Annotated in this window: 9 protein-coding genes; 4 read left to right on the forward strand and 5 right to left on the reverse strand. The window is 55.6% G+C overall.

Annotation, left to right across the window (positions count from 1 at the left end; translation table 11 throughout):
• Positions 1 to 246: 246 nt before the first annotated feature.
• Together RIB44_19210 and RIB44_19215 are read right to left on the reverse strand one after the other, a co-directional pair.
• The gene (locus tag RIB44_19210) at positions 247 to 4698 is read right to left on the reverse strand and encodes a tetratricopeptide repeat protein (protein ID MEQ8618707.1); all 4452 of its coding nucleotides are present in this window, start codon (positions 4696 to 4698) and stop codon (positions 247 to 249) included.
• Positions 4699 to 4967: 269 nt separating this feature from the next.
• Positions 4968 to 6692, reverse strand: coding sequence for a hypothetical protein (locus RIB44_19215; protein MEQ8618708.1), 1725 nt, complete (start codon positions 6690 to 6692; stop codon positions 4968 to 4970).
• Between the two features lie 140 nt (positions 6693 to 6832).
• Here RIB44_19215 and RIB44_19220 point away from each other — a divergent pair, with 140 nt between their 5' ends.
• Positions 6833 to 7561: an ABC transporter ATP-binding protein gene (locus tag RIB44_19220; GenBank protein ID MEQ8618709.1), complete on the forward strand. Its 729-nt coding sequence runs from the start codon at positions 6833 to 6835 to the stop codon at positions 7559 to 7561.
• Between the two features lie 31 nt (positions 7562 to 7592).
• Here RIB44_19220 and RIB44_19225 read toward each other — a convergent pair whose 3' ends face one another.
• Complete coding sequence (locus tag RIB44_19225; GenBank protein MEQ8618710.1) at positions 7593 to 7808, reverse strand: hypothetical protein; 216 nt, start codon at positions 7806 to 7808, stop codon at positions 7593 to 7595.
• A 130-nt stretch (positions 7809 to 7938) separates the two neighbouring features.
• Between RIB44_19225 and RIB44_19230 the strand changes: the two genes are divergently transcribed.
• Both RIB44_19230 and RIB44_19235 read left to right on the forward strand, forming a co-directional pair.
• Positions 7939 to 10308, forward strand: a complete 2370-nt coding sequence (locus RIB44_19230; protein ID MEQ8618711.1) for an FtsX-like permease family protein — start codon at positions 7939 to 7941, stop codon at positions 10306 to 10308.
• A gap of 147 nt (positions 10309 to 10455) precedes the next feature.
• Positions 10456 to 11295: an ABC transporter permease subunit gene (locus RIB44_19235; protein MEQ8618712.1), complete on the forward strand. Its 840-nt coding sequence runs from the start codon at positions 10456 to 10458 to the stop codon at positions 11293 to 11295.
• Between the two features lie 266 nt (positions 11296 to 11561).
• Here the strand turns inward: RIB44_19235 and RIB44_19240 are convergent, their stop codons facing one another.
• The gene (locus tag RIB44_19240; protein ID MEQ8618713.1) at positions 11562 to 12647 is read right to left on the reverse strand and encodes a DUF1570 domain-containing protein; all 1086 of its coding nucleotides are present in this window, start codon (positions 12645 to 12647) and stop codon (positions 11562 to 11564) included.
• 211 nt (positions 12648 to 12858) lie between these two features.
• On the opposite strand from RIB44_19240, the gene RIB44_19245 reads away from it, so the two are divergent.
• Positions 12859 to 14115 carry a hypothetical protein gene (locus RIB44_19245; GenBank protein ID MEQ8618714.1) on the forward strand — a complete coding sequence of 419 codons (1257 nt, stop codon included), beginning with the start codon at positions 12859 to 12861 and terminating at the stop codon, positions 14113 to 14115.
• 242 nt (positions 14116 to 14357) lie between these two features.
• Here the strand turns inward: RIB44_19245 and RIB44_19250 are convergent, their stop codons facing one another.
• The gene (locus RIB44_19250; GenBank protein MEQ8618715.1) at positions 14358 to 14918 is read right to left on the reverse strand and encodes a hypothetical protein; all 561 of its coding nucleotides are present in this window, start codon (positions 14916 to 14918) and stop codon (positions 14358 to 14360) included.
• Between the last annotated feature and the right edge of the window lie 122 nt (positions 14919 to 15040).

The raw sequence follows: 15040 nt of genomic DNA on the forward strand, positions 1-15040 counted from the left end.
TTCGGTCGGAAGGCTCTTTGCTAATACACGAAACCGTTTGAATATAAGTGACTGAACAGGCGAATCATCGAATGCTCGGGAGGCACAGTTCTTCAGCGAGCTTGCCCAAGATATCCCCCCGGACATCTCGCACCGAAAGCTCTATCCTACTCACAGATTGGCTTGCCGTCACGTCTGGCCATACAACCGCGACAACCGTCAGGACGAAACGAGAGCTAGAAACCGCCTCTAGCAGCTTCGTCGATCCTAGAGATCAGCATCCCCAGAGTCTAAAGCCTCGATTTTTTGCTTGGTCTGCTGGTATCCATCTTGCTCAAGTGGAGTCACCACGGAGGGTTCCAGCCCTAGTTCCTCCGCCCGATTCCATGCCGCAATGGCCTCGTCCTTATTGCCAGCGAGCAACTCGGCCTGTGTCAGGTGGAAGAATTTACTAGGCGTTTCGCCGATGCGAACGGCCATTCGCATGTCTTCAACGGCCTTATCTGCATTTCCAGCAGCAACATGAATAACTCCGCGGGTGTCGAGAACGTCAGACAACGGACCGAGCAGCTCGATCGCTTGGCCAACGAGTTCCAGTGCTCTATCGACCTGCTGACCACTCAGAGCGTACAAGTAGGCCAGATTATTGGTGGCGCTGGCACGAATCGTCATCGGCAGATCGTCACGTTCAAGCATCTTCTCATAGGCGGCAATTGCCTTGTCGAATTGCTCTTGAATCTCGAAGGTTTCTGCTTCCGCAAGCAGGCGTGATGCTGCTTCGGGGTCGTCGCGAAGGGCTCTTTGGACTCGCTGGTTTACGACATCGTCGAGCTTATCGCCGTACTCAGGTCTTCGAGCGCGGAGGGCAGCGACACTGGCTTGCAAAATAGAAGTCATATTGTCATTAAAGAACGGACGCATGTCTTGCAATCCTTGCTCAGCATCCAGGTGCATGGCTCGCAGTTTGGCCAGCTGCAATCGTATTTCGGCGTTGTTCTTTTGGTATTTGAGGAACGTCTCCATAAGTTGTTCCGCGTACTCATAATCTTTTGCACCTGTTGCAATTTTCGCGACGGTGAGTAACCGCGGGAGGGTTTCGTTCGTCAGCTTGCGAGCGCTAGGCGTCAACGCCTCGAGCAAGCGTCGCGTCTGCTTGGTGTCGCCCCGAGCAGCAGCCAGTTGGATGCGAAGCTCACCGGTCAGCTTGCCCTTGGGATCAAGTTCCTGGATGCCGGTCAAATATCGGTCAGCTTCCTTGAATTCCCCTTTCTCAATAAGCATGGCGAGGTACATCACGCGAATTTTTACATCATCGGAATAACGCGTTAGTAGTTCTTCAGTGTGTTCTTTGCAGGCCTCCCATTCACCAACTTGAAAGAGGAGCCGAGCTAGACGAACATCGCTTGCTTTCTGTAGGCCGACTCTTTTCTTGAGATCTTGAAAGATGTCAACAGCACGTAGCCAAGAGTTGGGATCGCGACGGACCGCCAGAATGTCCGCCAGAAGGTTGGCCATCTGCTCTTTCTCTTGGGCCGCCTCGTAAGCAGTGGTCAGCAATTTTTCCGCTTTCACAGAGTCGCGATAATCTCCCGTGCGTGCCATCATCGTGGCGGCTTTGCGCAGAGCCCACTGAGCATCATCACTATCAAATGCAATCTTGCCATCGTAGGCTTCATTGATGATGTGATTAATGAAAGGCTTTGCTTTTTCGATGATCTCAGGAGAGCCGGGCTTGTTCACATCCCAAATCAGGTAGAAATTGGCCATTTCTCTCGCGGCGCGTGAGTCTTGAGGGCCGGACTCCCAATCGGCTAACTTGATGTTCTCAGCGCGAGTCCACTTTCCGACGCGAAGGTAATACTGAGCCGTCAGATTTGGGATGAAATTCGCATCCAATGCGAGCTGGGCACGTCGAAGTGTTCTTTCGACTTCGTCAGGTTCCTTGCGTTGCAAATAGATAGTGACCAAGGCGTTCCAGGCACGTAGGCTGCCGGGCTGTAGCTCGACGGAGCGATTGGCAGCTTCGATAGCGGCATCCAGATTGTTCGCGTTGCTTGCCATGTCTGCGAACCAGAGCTGAACGTTCGCGTCCTCAGGCGCTGATTCCACAAGTTTCTCAGCCGACTTGTAGGCCCCTTCCGCATCGCCAACATTTCGCAGGATTTCTGCTTCTGTCGTACTGAGAAGCGCGGCGCGCTGCGTCAACGGGATCGCCTGCATTTGACGATAAGCCTCGTCGTACTGCCGTTGTCGGGCGAGCAATCGGACCAAGATGGCTACGACCTGAGGTTGAGGCCGGGCATTCTTGAATGCCTCGCGGAAACTCTCGATCGCTGCACCAATGTCTCGCGAGTCTTCGGTGCCTTGCAGGGCAAGCTGACCTTGTAGTACATGTAACTTCGACCAACTTGGTCGTTTGACGAGCGCTTTCTGGATCATATCGCGAGCTTTCTCGAGCTCGCTAGCCGCCAAGCCCCCCGTGCTGACGCCAGTCATGATGCGTCGAGCGGAGAGAGCCAAGTAGGCAGGGTCCTCTTTATCGCCGAGATACTTCAGCAGTAGCTCTTGGGATTCTTCCATCCGTGCATCGTTGCGATCCTGGGCAGCGATTTCAAAGAGGGACTCATAAAGCGATACCGTGCTAGGAGATAGCTTGGTCGCCTTGAGCGTTGCTCGCCAAGCCTCGTCAAGCTTGCGAAGAGATCGATACTCTCGCCCTACGGACTCCCAGATCATCGCCTTTTGACGATCGTTCCAGTCCCCCATGTTTTCCGTTACTGAGAGGATCTGATCCGACAGCCTATCATCACGAGTTTCACGATAGAGTGCGGCTAGCAAGTCGGCACGCATGATTCGCGAAGAAGGGGTGTCGCCAAACTTTTTAACCGTCTTGTCGAGCGACTTCAGCGCCACAGACGGCCCTTTGCCCGGCATAATTTTCAACAGTCGAGCAACCGAATAGTGGATGTTGACGTCCTGATCGTCTTTTGCGTAAGCGTCGCGGATGCGATTCTGGGCTTCTTTCCAGCGTTCGCGTGCAGCGGCTACCTGTGCTTCATAAAGGTGCTTCTGCGCTTCGGTTGCCAGCTTTCGATCAACTAAGCTATCGATGAAACGCTGCACTGTAGACCAATCTTGCTCAGAGTCATCGAGTGTGAGCTGCTTGTCGATCTGGGCTTGCAACTCCTGGGCTGGACCTTTCGCCCCATCGGCTCCAACTCTTCTGCGAAGGTCCGTCAGATTCTTCGCGACAAGTTCGCTATCTGGGAAAGCCTGCTTTAGCGATTTCAAAACGTCGAGTGCCAAGTCGTTCTCAGAGATGAGCTGGTGGCATTGCGCTTGCAGAAGCCCGGCTCTTAGCTGCAGGTCCTTGTCGACCGTGAGTTTCGGCCTTACTTGCTGATAGAACTTGATCGCCTTCTTGTAGTCGCCAGACGCCTGTGCCTGGCGGGCACGATAGTATGTGGCAACCGACTCAAAGATGGGGTGCTTGCCGCGGTCGAGCTCTTCTAGCTGTTTCTCGAGCTTCTCAGTCTCTCCATCAACAAGTAACAGCTCGGCAAGAAGTTTTGCGGAGTAGTAACCTTGCAGGACAATCCCTTGCTTTTTCTGTATTTCGTAGAGGTACTCCTTCGCTTCTTCGTTTTTCTCCTGGGCCAGCAAGGTCAGGGCAATGCGATGTTCAAACGGGCTACTATTCTCTGCCGTCGTTTCACCCTCGCGATAAAACTTCAGGGCTTCATCGTATTGTTCGTCGTTAAATGCCCTGAGGCCCTTGGCAAGAAGTACTTCGGGTTCCTCGGGGCCCAATTCGTAGGCTTTGCTCAAAGATTCTTCAGCCTGATTCTCGAGTTCTTCAATTCCTGAGTCGATTTCCTCCTGCTTCTCTTCGATTTCTTCTCGGATCGCTTCTTTCTGATTCTCTGAAGGGGCTTTCAGTACGGCCGTTTCGAGAGTGGCGATTTCGCGCTGGCCGCTTTTTCTCGCCTTCGAGAGTTTTCTGCGAACCGCGTCGTAGTTTGTCAGATGCGACTTGTAGTTGTCGGGATTGGCGACAACCATCTGTTCGATGATTCGCTCTGTTAATTCTTCAGTATCTTCCAGCGTCGAGAGATGGCTTGAGAGCAAGGCGTAGGTGTCGATCTCTCCGGGAGCCGTCGCCTTGTCGATGTCGAACTCTTCCGTGGCCCGGTTGTAGCCGATCATTTCATAGCCATGCTTCAGCATCTTGCTGTACGACTTTGCTCGATAAAGGCACAAGGCCTTCAGAGACTGCAACTCAGCGTCCTCCGGGGTGTCAGCAATCAAGAGTTCGAGCGTCTTCAGAGCGTCGGTCGGTCGCCCAAACTTCAATTGAATCTCGACCCACTTGCGACGAATCTCCGGATCGTCGGTCTTTGTGACCGTGTCTTTGAGAATATTGAAAGCTTTTTGAGCGTCCTCAATCGTGCTTTGCTCTTCTTGGGTGATGTCGTCGGCGAGGTGCGCCAAGCGGATGCGAACCTCTTCGTCGTCTTTGCGAAGCTTAAGGTACTGCTCGAGATTCTCACGTGCCTTGACCAGATCGCCCTCAGACTCCAAACGGTCGGCTCGAACGAGAAGCTTGGTCGCATTGTTGCTGACCTGATAGGACCAAGCACCGTAGGAAAGTGCTGCAAAAGCCACACTGCCGACCACGAGAATGGCCAGCAAAACGTAATTGACGCGATATCGTTGCATCGAATCGGTTCCAGTCGAATCAGAATCAGAAGGGTTGCTTGTGGTCCTGGATTAACGGCTTGCCTGCAGCAAACCATCTAAGGCACTTGGCCAGCAGGGACGAACGTCCAGGTCGAAGGCTATCCTAAGCAGGACATTGTCTCTATCTCATCAACGCCAACCGCAGTTACCCGCACGGAGTACTAGATCTTCAGTCTTAGCGCTTGGGCAAGAATTGCCGTAAACATAATGGTATCAGTGGTCTGCGTCGTGTCAACGAGTTCGCCCTTCTACTCGATTTCGATACGCACCGGACGTGACAGCAGTTCAGGTGTTCCGACGGTTTGGGCTTGCAGCATGATGGGGCCGCGACCCAACTTGCTTGCCGCGATTTCCAGCTGCCCTGAGCCTTTCGTCAGGCTACCCAGATTCCGGCCGTTGTGCGTGACGACTGTCTGCATGGGGCTGGTTGTCTCCACCTCAAGGCGGATTGTCGACTCAAGGTTGAACTGCTGTCCGCCAGAAATCCGCAGCTCGATCGCTTCACGCAAGTTCTTGACCATCACCTCCTTGCTCCAGCGACTCTGCGTCTGCACCCTCGATTTCTCGAGGCCAACAACAACCAAACGATGGTAGCCGTCAGCCAACGGGGTTGTGTCCCAATCGTAGGTCTGCCCGGGGGCAATCGTGGCTTGCTTCCTGCCGTCCACGTGAACCTCGTAGCCGAGGATCTCTGGAAGTTTTCCACTCCCTTGGTCTTGGCCTTCGACCCGTTTGGCAACTGGCTTCAGTGTGACCTTGCCGGAGACAACTGCCGGAAGTTCGCTGCCCAACGAGATGTCCGCCTGCGTTGCCCACGGCTGGCAGAGAGGATCGCCCACGATCAGCAGTTGAAAGGGGGACTGCACCGACTGGTAGAACGACTCCGCCAGCGAGCACCCACGGGCGTAGTGGAGGTGAAGGGACGCATTAGGAAACTTGCTCGGATCAGCCGTGGGTTCGATGACCGTCCCCGAGGCTCCGGCAGCCCCGTTGCGTAGGTAGTGGGATAATAGGGTCTGACCTCGCTTTTCTTTCGGCAAGTCGAACCGGCCCCCGAGGCTCGTCAAATTGTCAACGATCGCGCCTGGCGTCAGCCCAACTTTGCCGGTCAGGCTTGGTTTGGGAGAGCCCATCGTGATGCCGATGACATTCTTCTTTCCTTCGGGAACGATCCCCGGGACGACACTCGCAGTCAGATCAAGCTTTCGCAGGGCATTTACTGCCGGTTGAAAAGTCTGTTTCCGGACCTTCGTGCGAATGTCCCCATTGAGCATGTAGCAAACTCTCGCCTTGGGACGGGTGAAATCTGCCTGCTTGGCCAACCTCAGATAACGCAAGATTTCATCAACGTCGTTTCCACCGCCGTAGGTCACTCCCAAGGAAACACACATCAGATAGCGGAGCCCCGACTTCGCGTCGAGCTTCCCTCCCGGTTGCCAGTGAATCTGCCCGCGAAAGCTTTGCGACTGTTGCAAGCTCGTCGCGAAAGAAGGGCAATAAAAGTTGGTGTTCAACCCGAACAGTTCGATCCGTTCAGAAAGAGTGAATTGGTAAAGATAAGTCGCACCCGTTAGCGAGACGACTTTCCTTAAGGTCTTGGGCAACTTTTGGTCTTTCAACTCCTGACGATAGTCGATCGAAATAGGGTAGTGAGTGCTGTAGACGACCATGTCAATCTGCCCGCCCAACTTTCTCTCATTGATTTCGTCAATGATCGGACGCAGAATCTCTTCGCGGAAGTTTTTCGGACGGGTCGTTTTCCTGGCAGGATTCCAAGAAAGATAGAACACATTACTTGCGGGGATTTCTCGCAAGTCCTGATAATGATTTGCAACGGTCAGCGAGTCCTCACTCTTGGGATTAACCACCAGGAAGACATTCTCCGGGCCGCCTCCAGCTAAGGCTAAGCGCTGTACCGAAATAGCCGCTGCCAGTACGAGGATGAGAGATTGTAGCTGGTGTCTGGCGATCACGTTGGTGTCTTGCCTGCTTGAATGTCTTGTTGAGTCAGAGAAGTGACCAGTAATTTCTAGGTTTCCATTTCAGAAATAGCAAACCCAGAGGCCGTCATTCTCGTTTGACGGCCTGGGCTACCCACGGGATATTCGGAGATATGCCCGATTCGACTGCCACCCAGCGCGAAGTCATCTTCGCCGCCAGAGAAGTCACCAAAACCTATCATATGGGCGAGGTGGACGTGCAGGCCTTACGAGGCGTTGATCTCGAACTCTACGCCGGCGAGTTTATCGTCCTGCTGGGGCCTTCGGGCAGCGGCAAAAGTACTCTCTTGAATATCTTGGGTGGGCTCGACTCTCCGTCCTCGGGTGAAGTGATGTTTCGTGGCGAACCGCTTACTCAGTTCACTGACGCCTCACTCACGCGTTATCGCCGCGAGCACGTTGGGTTCGTCTTTCAGTTCTACAATCTCATCCCTAGCCTCACGGCAAAAGAAAACGTCGGACTGATCACCGAGATCGCCAAGAATCCGCTGACGCCTGAAGAGTCTCTAGCGTTGGTCGATCTCGCCGACCGAATGGACCACTTTCCAGCTCAGATGTCTGGCGGCGAACAGCAACGCGTCGCCATCGCTCGCGCCGTGGCAAAGCGCCCCGATGTATTACTTTGCGATGAGCCCACCGGCGCGCTCGACGTGCAAACCGGCGTGCTGGTCCTCGACGCCATTCAAAAGATCAACCGCGAGCTGGGTGCCACCACAGCCGTGATCACTCACAACGCCGTAATCGCCGACATGGCCGATAGAGTGATTCATTTGTCGGGCGGGCAGATCACGGGGGTGGAGCGGAATACGAATCAACGACCGGCGAGGGAATTGACGTGGTAGGAAGTTTGCATAACGAGATACCACGAAGTGGTTACATAACATAGCCCAGGGCTCGACCATCACGAGCCCCAGTGAGTGTGGTCGTACCCTGGGTCAAAGTTAGCCACAAGAATTCGACCGTCCAAGAAGCGATGCGTACCGAAAAACGACGGGGCAGGTCGAAACGGGTTATGGTGACCTCGGCCCGTTGCGACCTCGGCAATCCGCCGTCGGTACTCAATGTGTTTCTCTCGGTCGCTGAATCCATGTCGCCTAAACCTAGGGTAGGTCAAGACTCGCTGACTCTCGCCGTTGACCAACCCTAGGCTATGATGGGTAATGCCTGCGGCGTAATGATTCCTATCGAAAAATCGAAATTACTTCTGTTCGCCCCACGAATGCTCCTCTCCCCCCTCAACCGCAAGACGCTCCGCGACCTTTGGCAGATGAAGGGCCTCGCCGTCGCGATTGCCATGGTCATGTCCTGCGGCGTGGCGACGTTTCTCCTTTCACGAAGCATGTTGCACTCGCTGGAGCTGACGCAGCAGACCTACTACGACCGCTACGAATTCGCTGATGTCTTCGCTTCGCTCAAGCGAGCTCCAAACACGCTACGTGAACGCATCAACGAAATCCCCGGCGTCGCTCGTGTGCAGACGCGGATCGTCGTTGGCGTGAACCTGTCTATGGAAGGGCTGGACGAACCCGCCTCGGGAAGGCTCATCAGCGTGCCCGACGACCGCGAGCCGCTGCTCAACCAGCAATTCCTCCGCCGCGGTCGTCGACTCACTCCCCGCGCGGATAACGAAGTCCTCGCCAGCGAGGCGTTCGTCAAAGCGAACAACCTTCAACTCGGCGATACGATCTCCGCGGTGATCAACGGTCGGATGAAGCAGCTACGCATCGTCGGTGTTGCCCTCTCCCCCGAGTACATCTACGAAATCAAGCCGGGCGACATCGTGCCCGATAACCGTCACTTCGGCGTCTTCTGGATGAACGAAGAGGCCCTCAGCACCGCTTACGATCTTGATGAAGCGTTCAACGACGTGTCGGTCTCCCTCCGTCGCGATGCTTCAACCCCTGAGGTCATCGACCGCCTCGACGACTTGCTGGAAGAGTACGGCAGCCTGGGGGCCTACGATCGTACCGATCAAATCTCCCACCAGTTCGTTGATAACGAGATCGAACAGAATCGCAACATGGGCATGTTCGCACCGACGATTTTTCTCGGCGTGGCCGCGTTTCTGCTGAACGTCGTCATGTCGCGGACGATCAACAGCCAGCGGGAACAGATTGCAGCACTCAAGGCGTTTGGCTACTCGAATCTCGAAGTCGGCTGGCACTACATCAAGTCGGTATTGCTCATCGTCACCGGCGGTCTTTCCGTGGGAATTCCGCTAGGGTTATGGTTCGGAAGGGTTGTCACGGAGATGTACGCCAAGCTGTTTCACTTTCCCGATTTCACCTATCGAGTCACCGGAGGAATCGTCCTCACGGCGGTCGGGGTGAGCGTTGCCGCTGGCGTCCTCGGAACGCTTCGTGCCGTTTGGAAAGCGGTCAGCCTCCCGCCGGCAGAAGCGATGCGGCCCGAACCACCGACCGGCTACGGCCCAACGATCGTCGAGCGACTTGGCCTCGGCAAGTTTTTCCCACCCGTGGCGCGTATGGTGTTGCGGCAACTAGAACGTCATCCGGTAAAGACGGCCCTCTCGACGTTTGCTGTCGCGCTGGCAGCGTCAGTGTTGGTGCTGGGTAACTTTTTCGAAGATGCTGTCGACTACATGATGAACGCCCAATTTCACTGGGTGCAGCGTTACGACATGGCGGTGGTCACGAGCGACCCCGTTTCTGATCGAGCCGTTTACGAACTGGGCAGTCTTCCTGGCGTCTTGAAAGTGGAACCGAACCGTTCCGTCTCCGCTCGCATGCGCTCCGGGCCCCACAGCCGTCGGGTTGGCATCATGGGAATCCGACCGGACGCCGACCTGTTTGGCCTGGTGAACATGGACGGTCGCGAAACCCCTCTGCCACCTGAGGGGCTGCTCGTCTCCAAGAAGCTAGCCGAAACCTTGCACGTCGATGTGGGCGACTTTGTGCAGGTGGAAGTCCTCCAAGAGAAACGCCCCGTACGGCAAGTGATGATCGCCGCCACGCTGAAAGACTTTGCCGGACTGAGCGCGTACATGGACATCGAAAGTCTCCACCGAATCATGCTAGAAGGCCCAGTTGTGACGGGGGCACATCTGCTCGTCGATCCGGCCCACGAAACAGAGCTTTATCGCGAACTCAAGGAGACACCGCACATCTCGGGCGTGGTGGTGAAGCGACACGCCATCGAAAGCTTCGCCAGCACGGTGGCCGAAAACCTCGGCACGATGAAGTCGATTAACCTGCTGTTCGCGGTCATCATTGCTGTGGGGGTAATCTACAACAGTGCTCGGATTTCGCTCGCCGAACGAACCCGCGAACTGGCAACACTTCGCGTGATCGGCTTCACACGCCGCGAGATTTCGAGCATTCTGTTGGGAGAGTTGGCGGTTGTGACACTGCTGGCAATACCGCTAGGCTTGGTCATGGGCCGCGGCTTCGCTTGGTGGATGTGCACCGCCTTCGACCAGGAGCTCTTCCGCTTTCCCTTGGTAATTAGCCGTTACACTTACGCATGGTCTGCGTTAGTAGTATTGGTGGCGTCGATCGCCTCGGGGCTTGTCGTAAGACGACGCTTGGACGAACTCGATCTCGTTGCGGTGCTAAAGGCGAGGGAGTGAAGTAGTTTTCAGTTGTCAGTGTTCAGTTTTCAGTCTTCGATGTAGCGCTGATTCTGGAGGCAACGCAAGTGACCTCATTCCGCTTGCCTTGCAGACAATCAAACTTGATGTGAACTGAACACTGAAAACTGAATACTGAAAAACTCTATGCTTCACCCCGGCCTTATCCTTCGCTCCCTCGCCGCCAGCCGCGCCTTGCTTCTCGGCTGCGGCGTGATGCTGTTCGCGTTTATCTGGTTACGAGTTTGGGTCGCTTCACAGATCGACGGCAACTCGGTTCTCGATATGTTTGAGAGCTTACCGTCGTTCTTCGGGAAACTTTTGCCAGTGCCCATTGATGCGCTGGCCGCTCCTTTGGGTCGTGTTGCTTTCGGGTACGAAGAACTCCCCGTGGTTTTGATGGCCGCGTTGTGGGCCGTCTCGCGTGGCTCGGATTGCTTCGCCGGGCGAATTGGTGACGGCACGATGGAGATGCTGCTCGCCCAACCCTTGAGGCGACTGACCATTGCCAACTCGCACACGGCGGTGTCGATCCTCGGGGTGATCCTCCTAGGAGGCATCGCTTGGCTCAGCACGACCTTCGGAATCGCAACCTCCAAGTTCGAAATTCCTCCTTCCGCGCTCTCCTACTGGCCGTCGACGATCAACTTCGTCGGCATCGGAGTGTTTCTCTTAGGAATGTCGACGCTCGTCTCCGCATTGGCAAGCTCCCGTGCTCAAGCGGTAGCCATCATGGTCGGCTTTTACTTTTCACAAATCGCCTTCAAGATCGTCGGCCTGCTCTCCGCCGATTACGCGCTGTTGAAGAAGTTCTCATTCCTCACCGCTTACGAGCCCACACTGCTGACCGTCGGAATCCCCGAGAATTCCGAGAAGTATCTACCAATGTTCTGGCAATACAACGCGATCCTCTACGGACTCGGCGCAATGGCACTAATCGCAGCCACGACGATCTTCTGCAAGCGGGATGTGCCGGCACCGCTGTGATGCATCAATGCCCAGCCGCGGAGCGGCGAAAGTTCATAGCCCCGGGATTTATCCCGGGGTGACCAGTACATCGCTCGCTTTCGACCGAGCGAGAGGCGTTCTATTTGAACGGCGGATCACCGAGGTCGAAACATGCCGCGGCTAGTTTCGGTCTCGGCAACACTCCGCTGGCTCGCAGTCCGCAAAGCTCGACCGAAGATCGTCAATTGGCATTCCCTACGCGATAAACTCCGGGGCTATTAACGAATTGCTTGTGGACTTAGAGGTTAAGGCAACTCATTCACAAACCGCTGCACTTGCGCATCAAGCAAATCGAAGTCCTTCCCAAACGCCGCGGCAAAGTCGGCGACGCGTTCCTTCGACGGGTACTGGGTAAACGGTTTCCGCGCCGCCACACGAGCTAGATACCGGGAATACTCTTTGGGCTGCGTCTCGCAGAGATAGAACGAGAGCGTCCACGCCGCGGCGTACGACTTGCCAGGGTTCCGCGCGAACGCACTATCGCTGGCCACCGTTTGCAGGATCCATTCAGGGTGACCACCGGGAACACTGCGGCGGAAGTCGTCGAGCCGACCACGATTGATCCGTGTTTCTATTCCTTGCAGCGAGTTCGCTCCCCACACGCCGGGCGCTTCGAACATCATCGCCAGCCCTTCGACCAACCAACGGGGTTGCTCTGCAAATCGCCGATGAACGCCCGTGTTGTAGGCTGTCTGATGGGTCGCTTCGTGGATGATGGTCTCGGCGTTGGCGAGCCACTCCGCGTCGCCGCTTCCTCCGGTGATGTCGAACAAGAAGATACGATTACTCTGAGGCGAGTAGTGCCCGAGCGTCCCCGGCTGCAACGGCGTGCCATCCGCGGCGGCGTAATGGTAATAGTCTGTCTGATTGCGAAACACCACGGCAGCGAGTGGTGTTTTCGGCTTCTGCATACGAAAACCACGGACGCTCATGTAATGGTTAAACGATCGATAGAGCGACTCTAACCGATTCGCCCAAGCCGCCCACTGCCCGCGCGGATGCACGACGACAAAGTGTTGGGTGGTCGCGACGTCATAAGTCCGATCAAACTCGCCCCGTAGGCGTTCGACCATCTGGGCACTGGTATAGCCAACGAAACCCTTGCCAATCTTCTTCGCTTGCTTCGCCGCCTTGGGGTGAAACTCATGCAACTGCCCATCCCGCCCCAAGAGCATCATCTGCGAGTCGCTCCAAGCCAACGGCTGCCCTTCAATCCGCTTGCCCTCGACCGTCGCGCGCAGCATGAAGTTTGCAGGTCCTTTAGCACTTGCGGAGTGCACGCTTAGCCAGGAGGCGAGTATCACAGAGAGGATAATGCGGAGAGGGTCCATGGTTCTTGTAGGGTTGAGCCCTTGTGATTTCTGGCCAAATCTGATCGGCGAGCAAGTGTAGCTCACCGGCATGCAATTGCTTCGTTGTAAGGCGTAAAGTCGTTACAATGGACCACGCGGACAGACCTCATTGCCGATGGTGCCAGTTATGCGTTTTGCAGCAAAGCTTTTCCTATTGTTTGTACTGCTCTCGACGAATCTACGATCGTCGATGGCCGACGAAGAGGAGCTGCCTGACTGGCACGAGGAAGCCACAGAGCTCGTGCAGAAGATCATCAAGAGCGATGATCAGAAAGTCGTCGACGAGCAAATGAAGCTCACGGAGCTTGCCCCACTTCGCCCCGCGGAGTCGCTCGAAGCCTTCCTCGCCATTCTGCAGCCGCAGCAAGACATCTCGAGCACGGCCCAGACGCGACTTCGCCGTGTTCACACCGCGGTCGTGGATGCGGCCGCTGAGCAGATCTTCCTGCCCAGCAAGTTTTCGTTCAGCGAACAGCAAGTTCCGCTGGACGATGTTTTGGAGCATCTCGAAAAACAAACCGGCAACCGGCTGATGGATTACCGCGGCCACATCGGGCAGGAGCGAACGCCGCGGACGCTCTCACTGAGCATCAACGACCGCGACTTTTGGCCAGCCGCGGATGAAATCCTCGATCAGGCCGCGCTCAAACCGTACGAATTTTCAGGCGACGAGGGACTGGGGCTCGTTGAACTGGAACCCGGCTCGACCACGCGCAAGAGCCGCGGTAGCTACGCGGGGCCGTTTCGCATTGAGGCGACGGAGTTGACCACGAGACGGAGCATGGTGACTCCTTCGGAGAATCGCCTAAACGTGACGATCAACGTCGCCTGGGAACCCCGCCTGCAGCCAATTTCCATGACGCAGAAAGTTGCCGACGTGAGTGCCTCCGACGATCGCGATGAGCCAGTACCCATTAAGTATCCCGACGCCGAGTTCGATATCGATCTGCAGCAGAATTCTTACGCCACCGAAATCCTGTTGCCCTTCGAGCTTCCCAATCGCAAGTCGAGCCGCCTGAAATCACTGACGGGCAAACTGACCGTCCTCGCCCCGGCACGGCAAGTCGAGTTTCGGTTCGGCAAAATCAAAGAGTCGCTAGGCACGGAGAAGGAAGCCGACGGTGTGTTCGTCAAGCTCACCCGCTTTGTTCCGTTAGAGGGATTGTGCGAGATCCACATGCGGATTCGGGTGAAGGGAAAGGCTGCGGAACTCGATTCCCACGGCGATTGGGTGTTCGACAATCTGGCCGTGCTGGAAAATGCCGACGGCAAGACGCTCGACAACGCCGGGTACGAAACGACAATGCGTTCTAACGAAGAGATAGGCTTTGCGTATCTCTATGAACTGGAAGGCGACATCGCTGATTATACGTGGGTCTACAAAACCCCCGCGGCGATTCGCGCAAAGACAATCGAGTACGAACTACGAAACCTGCCGTTGCCCTAGAATTTCAACGCAAAGCCGCAGAGGACGCTAAGAAACGCGAAGAAAGGTCTTTTAGCCACAGATGAACACGGATGAACACAGATAAGATTTACTAGATCAAACAAACACCTGTTCGAGATGAACAGCGTGAGTAGATGTGGGATTACTGTTATGTGCAACTAAGAATTATCTGCGTTTATCCGCGTTCATCTGCGGCAAGAATAATTGTCTTTGCGATTCTCTGCGTTCTTCGCGCCTTTGCGTTAAAATTGCCCAAACAGCGACCCCACATCGACAATCTGCGTCCCAGCCGTTTTGATCTCATCGATCCAGCTTCCAAGGTTCAACGGATCGCTCGGATCGCAACGGAGCAGATGCTCGACAACCTCCAGGGCCATCTCTTTCTTGCCGAGCCCGTCGAGCGTCCAAACTAGGCCGCGACCGCAATCGTAGAAGGTCCGGTTTGCCGGATGCAATGCGGGAAGCGGTGTTGGATGCTTCGCCTTGCGAAGAGCTTCCTGACCGATCTTGTAGCCGAACCCAAAATGCCCCCGCGCCAACGGCAAATCGTTATCCACCTCGGCGGCGAGTTTCCCCAGCAGAAAATGAGCCTCCATCATCTCGCTGCAACCTTCGAGCAGCCAGCGGAGCTCATCGATCGCAATGTCCGCCTCCCCTTCGGCGATCATCGTCTGGACTTCTTCAAGATCCTCGGCCCGCTCACGAACACACTTGGGGGGCATCAACACCCAGCCGCTGCCCGAAGCGTTCCGCTTGACGGTCGTACGGTTAGGGTTTGAACGGTTGGAAGAGCGTTTGGGCATCTGATAATCATAACCCGAAGCGTAAGCGAGGGAGAACCAGTGTTCGTTGTCTCCCTCGCTTACGCTTTGGGTTGTGATTAGATGGCATCGTTCACGTGACACGTTCACTCGCTTATATTGAC

It is taken from the genome of Lacipirellulaceae bacterium (assembly GCA_040218535.1).
Taxonomy (GTDB): Bacteria; Planctomycetota; Planctomycetia; order Pirellulales; family Lacipirellulaceae; genus Adhaeretor.

Coding starts and splice junctions, on each gene's coding strand:
- RIB44_19220 (MEQ8618709.1), top strand. CDS start 6,833: ATGCCCGATTCGACTGCCACCCAGCGCGAAGTCATCTTCGCCGCCAGA.
- RIB44_19210 (MEQ8618707.1), bottom strand. CDS start 4,698: ATGCAACGATATCGCGTCAATTACGTTTTGCTGGCCATTCTCGTGGTC.
- RIB44_19235 (MEQ8618712.1), top strand. CDS start 10,456: ATGCTTCACCCCGGCCTTATCCTTCGCTCCCTCGCCGCCAGCCGCGCC.
- RIB44_19250 (MEQ8618715.1), bottom strand. CDS start 14,918: ATGCCCAAACGCTCTTCCAACCGTTCAAACCCTAACCGTACGACCGTC.
- RIB44_19240 (MEQ8618713.1), bottom strand. CDS start 12,647: ATGGACCCTCTCCGCATTATCCTCTCTGTGATACTCGCCTCCTGGCTA.
- RIB44_19230 (MEQ8618711.1), top strand. CDS start 7,939: ATGCTCCTCTCCCCCCTCAACCGCAAGACGCTCCGCGACCTTTGGCAG.
- RIB44_19245 (MEQ8618714.1), top strand. CDS start 12,859: ATGGCCGACGAAGAGGAGCTGCCTGACTGGCACGAGGAAGCCACAGAG.
- RIB44_19225 (MEQ8618710.1), bottom strand. CDS start 7,808: ATGGATTCAGCGACCGAGAGAAACACATTGAGTACCGACGGCGGATTG.